Source organism: Thermogutta sp. (assembly GCF_039793925.1).
GTDB lineage: Bacteria > Planctomycetota > Planctomycetia > Pirellulales > Thermoguttaceae > Thermogutta.
In genome coordinates, this window is sequence record NZ_JBAMME010000257.1 from 1 (window position 1) to 4,569 (window position 4,569).

Annotated in this window: 5 protein-coding genes; 1 reads left to right on the forward strand and 4 read right to left on the reverse strand. The window is 57.1% G+C overall.

The window, feature by feature from the left end; translation table 11 throughout:
* Nucleotides 1–83 precede the first annotated feature (83 nt).
* Genes ABJK56_RS12405 through ABJK56_RS12415 form a run of 3 tightly spaced genes read right to left on the reverse strand, consistent with a single transcriptional unit; the run spans nucleotide 84 to nucleotide 3,177 of the window.
* Nucleotides 84–1,025 carry a thiamine pyrophosphate-dependent enzyme gene (locus ABJK56_RS12405; RefSeq protein ID WP_347244982.1) on the reverse strand — a complete coding sequence of 314 codons (942 nt, stop codon included), beginning with the start codon at nucleotides 1,023–1,025 and terminating at the stop codon, nucleotides 84–86.
* A complete protein-coding gene (locus tag ABJK56_RS12410; RefSeq protein ID WP_347244983.1) occupies nucleotides 1,022–2,260 on the reverse strand; it encodes a hypothetical protein in 1,239 nt (412 codons plus the stop codon). The genes ABJK56_RS12405 and ABJK56_RS12410 overlap by 4 nt, the downstream gene beginning before the upstream one ends.
* Nucleotides 2,257–3,177 (reverse strand): 2-oxoacid:acceptor oxidoreductase family protein, encoded by a 921-nt coding sequence (locus tag ABJK56_RS12415; protein ID WP_347244984.1) that lies wholly within the window; start codon nucleotides 3,175–3,177, stop codon nucleotides 2,257–2,259. The genes ABJK56_RS12410 and ABJK56_RS12415 overlap by 4 nt, the downstream gene beginning before the upstream one ends.
* A 58-nt stretch (nucleotides 3,178–3,235) precedes the next feature.
* Between ABJK56_RS12415 and ABJK56_RS12420 the strand changes: the two genes are divergently transcribed.
* The gene (locus tag ABJK56_RS12420) at nucleotides 3,236–4,156 is read left to right on the forward strand and encodes an MBL fold metallo-hydrolase (protein ID WP_347244985.1); all 921 of its coding nucleotides are present in this window, start codon (nucleotides 3,236–3,238) and stop codon (nucleotides 4,154–4,156) included.
* Here ABJK56_RS12420 and ABJK56_RS12425 read toward each other — a convergent pair.
* Nucleotides 4,140–4,569: adenine deaminase C-terminal domain-containing protein (locus ABJK56_RS12425; RefSeq protein WP_347244986.1), on the reverse strand; the 430-nt coding region annotated here is incomplete at its 5' end. The two genes, ABJK56_RS12420 and ABJK56_RS12425, sit on opposite strands and share 17 nt — an antisense overlap.

Genomic DNA, 4,569 nt, shown 5'->3' on the forward strand with positions numbered 1-4,569 from the left:
CGCGGGCAGCACTAAGGAGCTAATAAACTTGACCTTTAAGGTCAAAGGAAGTATAGGCGATGGATCGCCGGGGTTTTATCGCGCTATTTCAGCTCGGTCTTCCAGACCTTTTCCCAATACGCGTTTATTCTAGCCTGATACTCATTTATCAGGTCGTCCCTTCTCACCGGGTAGAAGAGGTGTGAGAAGCGCTTCTGCGTCTTCAGATACTCTTCCAACGGTTTTAACGTCTTGGGTATGTACGTATGCCTCACCTCACCGTAAACTGACTCCTTCAGGGGCCACATGCCGGTCTCGACCGCCAGCCTGTCGATCTTCACGGTCTGCTGCGGATCTGACCCCCAGCCTGTCGGGCATACCCCCAAAGCCAGGAACAGCTTTGGGCCCTTGAACTTGGAGGCTTTCTCGAACTTCCTGAGAAGATCCACGGGCTTCGAAGCTGCCACCGTGGCTATGTATGGTACATGGTGGGCGTTCCAGATCTCGAACAGATCCTTCTTCCAGAAGAGGTTCCCGGGAACCCTACTGGTGGCCTCGCTGGTCGTGGTCCTTGACAGGAACGGGCTGGCTGCTGAGTACTGGAATCCGGTGTTCCCATACGCCTCATTGTCGTACACGAAATAGTAGTAGTCCAGCTGCCTGTGGAGGGTACCTGAGGTGGATTGCAATCCTATATCGTAGGCGGCTCCATCCCCCGTGACCACGAGGACCTTGGTATCATCGGGCAGGTGAACTCCCTTGGACCTCAAGACGTCAATGGCGTCCACAATGCCTTGGGCGGTCGCCGGGGCGGCCACGAACGACGTGAACACGAACGGCAGCTTGAGGGACGCAAATGGATAGATCGCCATCAACGCCATGCAACCTGGCACGTTAACGACTATCGTATGGGGCCCCAGGGCCTTTAGCGCGAGCCTCAGGGAGAGCTGCGCCCCGCAACCGGCGCAGAGCGGCGTGCCCGGCGCCATATACTCCTCCGCTGGGACGTCCTTCAGCGTCCTGTATCTCATCTGCTCCGAGCTCATGCCGGAGGCACCTCCATCCCGAGCGCCAGGTTAAAGGCCTTAGCCAAGCGCTCACGCTCCAGTTCCCCGAACAGCCAGTTGGGATTCTCAGGCTCCTCCCCACTCCTCACGACATCCTTCAATTTATCCAGCATGTACTTGACTGTCCCGAACGATATATCCGCCCCTCCCAGCCCTCCTATGAAGGAGAGCAGGGTGCTGGGCCTCTCCTTTGAGTGATACAGGGCCTCCGCGAGCTCCGTGTATATCACCCCGCCCTTGCCCAGGCTTATGTTCTGATCAAACACGGCAACCCCCTTAAGCCCCCTCAACGCCTCGTTGATTTCATCCCTTGGGAAGGGCCTGAAGAGCCTGGTCCTCACCATGCCCACCTTCTCCCCCTTCTCGCGGAGCTTTCTCACGGCTCCCCTGATTATGGTCGAATAGGAACCTGTAGAGACTATCGCGTAATCTGCATCATCCATGGCGAACTTCTCTATCGGCTCATACTTCCTACCGATTATCCTCTCGAAGTCCTTGGTAGCCTCGTAGAACACCTCTTTCGCGCGCTCCGCGGCCTTTTGCAACTGCATTTTATAGTACATATAGGCGTATCCATCCACAACTGTGGGCGCGTACGCGACAGGATTCGAGAAATCGACGACGGGATATGGCCTGTTGTACTTGGGCAGGAACTCCCTGACGAGCTCTACGTCCGGTATGTCGACCGGTTCCCTGCCGAATGATATCAGGAACCCGTCCATGTTGACCGCCACCGGGAGCATAACACGCCTGTCCTCCCCTATTCTATAGGCGATCGGCACGAAGTCTAGCAGCTCCTGGCAGGTCTCGCTGTGCAGCTGCAGGAAGCCCGTGTCCCTTATGCCCATTATATCCCCGTGCTCAACCTGTAGCACCATGGGCATCCCCATCCCCCTGGCCACGTTCACGAAGACGACGGGAGCCCTCCAGCCAGCGACCGCGTATAGCATCTCAATGGCGAACATGAGGCCCTGGCTCGATGTGGATGTGAATGCCCTCACGCCCGCCAGAGATGCGCCCCCTATACCGGCGAACATGCTGTGCTCCGATTCGTAGTTAGTGTAGACTGCCTTCATCGTTCCCTCTGCCACCCACTTGGACAGCAGCTCTACTATCTCAGACTGAGGGGTTATCGGATAGCCTCCTATGTACTCCACCTCGGAAATTCTCGCCCCCCAGGCGGCCGTTGCATTGCCGGTGAGCATCCGCTTCATATTGTCACCCCCTTCGCCAGCTTCTCCACGAGCTCCTCTTTCACGACGCGAATAGCGCCCTTCACCGGACACTCATTGTAACAGATCAGGCATCCCTTGCACTGATCGTAATCTATAACCGGCCTTCTATCGGGTCCTACCAGGCTTATCGCGGCCTCCGGGCAATAATCGAAGCAGACGCCGCACCTGGTGCACTTCTGGTAGTCTATCTCGGGCCTGGAGATGCGCCAGTTGCCGGTCTTCTGGTATATGGTGTTTCCAACATTCCTGATAAGCGCCGTGGAAATTTCCGGCGGATGTTGCTCCAGGGCCACGGCTCTGAATTCCTCGAGCTCCTCGGTCGTGGCATACTCTATTGGAACCTTCGGAGTGCCCTCGTAACACTCGAGGGCCAGTTTCACGTTGAGGTCTATCTCCCTCTCCTTCAACCCTATGTCCTCCATCTCTATCTTAACCGCTTCCTCCAGCGATGAAGCTGATATGGGAAGCAGCTTCACCACGGAGCCGGCCACGCCCGAGCTGAGCACCGCGCGCCCGAGTATCCTCAGGGCGGCTCCTGTCACATCATAATTAGTAACGCGCGTCAGTCCGTCCACAACCAAGTTCGTTAGGCTGGGCACATTGATGAACGCGGCCGCGTTCTCTCTGAGCCCATCCAAGACCTTCGCCCTAGGATCCTCTATCAGGGTTGGATCCGCTACGGCGATGAGATCAGGAGACCACACGTATCCGCGTTCGCCTATCTCCTCGTCCGATATCCTAAGGAAGGACGCGACGGGGGCACCCCTTCTCTCAGGTCCATACATAGGCGAGTCTTGAGCCTTGAAGCCTTCCAGGAAGGCGGAGGTCCCCACGACGCGGCCTGCCGTCTTCATCGCCTGGCCTCCCCTTCCATGGAAGCGGATCCTAATTATCATTGACCGCTACACCATGCGAAAGCTATATAAGTATTTCCAGTGATACAGCCTCTGTCGTATGAATTCGCACTGGATTAATGAGAATGTGGGCGTAATAGACACTGTAGGCTTGGGATACGAGGGGGCAATAGCCAGCTACGTCGTGAGGGGAAGCAGGGGCGCAGCGCTAGTTGATGTGGGCCATGCCGCCACGGCCCGGAATGTCGTGGATGGCGCGAGGGCGCTGGGAGTGGATCCCCGGTCAATTGAATACCTGTTCATAACCCATCATCACATGGATCACATGGGAGCAGTGCCGCACATTCTGAAGGAGTTACCAGAGGCAAGGGTGGTTGTGCAGGAGGATTCCATAAGGTTCCTTGTGGAGCCCTCCCGCCTTGTGCAGGCCACCTACGAGGTGTTCGGCGATGAATATGTACCACGCATAGGGAGCATGCCGCCCACTCCACCGGAGAGGATAGAGCCGCTCAGGGAGGATGGGTCTTACGATTTGGGGGGTTTGACAATCCGCCCCCTTTACACCCCAGGGCACACGCCATCCCATACATCATTCTACCTGGAGGAGCTCTCCGCCGTATTCACGGGCGATACAGTATGCCTATCCCGCGCCGGTTTGCCGATCCTCCTACCCGCTGCCAGTCCGCCGATGATCGAGGTCAAATCTGCCGTTGCGAGCCTGGACAAGATCCGTTCCCTACGGCCAAAGCTGCTTCTGATGCCACACTTCGGCCACGTCGACTACAGCGACGAATTCCTCGAGAGGAATAAGGAGACCATCATCCATTTCAACGATCGCGTATCTGAGCTTTTCTCGAGGGGCATGAAGAGTGAGGAGATTGCCTCTGAGCTCCGCAAAGAGCTCCTTCAGGAGCTCAGTGGCCTTAACATCGACGAATTCACGCGGAAGGTCATGCTGGGCAAGTTCCTTGATGTTACCGTTATGGGGTACGTGGGGGCCCTCCTCAGGAGGAGGAAGTAGGGGCCTCCACGAAGAGGCCAAGGCGCCTCCCATTCTTCACGTCGACCAGCCCACCTGCACTCAGCCTGATGAATGGTATTGCGGGGCTTGTTATCGTTTCCAGGCTCAACATGGCATCCCGGAGTCCGGAGCCAGCCTCCTCCAGGATTGATTGAAGACGCGTCAGGCGGGCGGCCAGCTCCTCCACAGGCAAATCGGCGATCATGCCGGCTATGGGAAGCGGGAGAACGAACTCCTCCCTCCTCCCTCTGTAGAAGGAGATCCCGCCTCCCAGCTCCGCTACTCTATTAACGGCCAGCGCCATATCCGCGTCATCAGCCCCCAGCACCACGATGCCCGAGGAATCCCACTGGTTGGTTATAGCGAGCGCTCCCTTTGAGATTCCGAATCCCTTCACGAAACCGGAGAAGATC

What these genes read in the sequence shown, in the direction of transcription:
- ABJK56_RS12415 (WP_347244984.1), bottom strand. Translation starts at nt 3,177, where the DNA reads ATGATAATTAGGATCCGCTTCCATGGAAGGGGAGGCCAGGCGATGAAG.
- ABJK56_RS12420 (WP_347244985.1), top strand. Translation starts at nt 3,236, where the DNA reads ATGAATTCGCACTGGATTAATGAGAATGTGGGCGTAATAGACACTGTA.
- ABJK56_RS12410 (WP_347244983.1), bottom strand. Translation starts at nt 2,260, where the DNA reads ATGAAGCGGATGCTCACCGGCAATGCAACGGCCGCCTGGGGGGCGAGA.
- ABJK56_RS12405 (WP_347244982.1), bottom strand. Translation starts at nt 1,025, where the DNA reads ATGAGCTCGGAGCAGATGAGATACAGGACGCTGAAGGACGTCCCAGCG.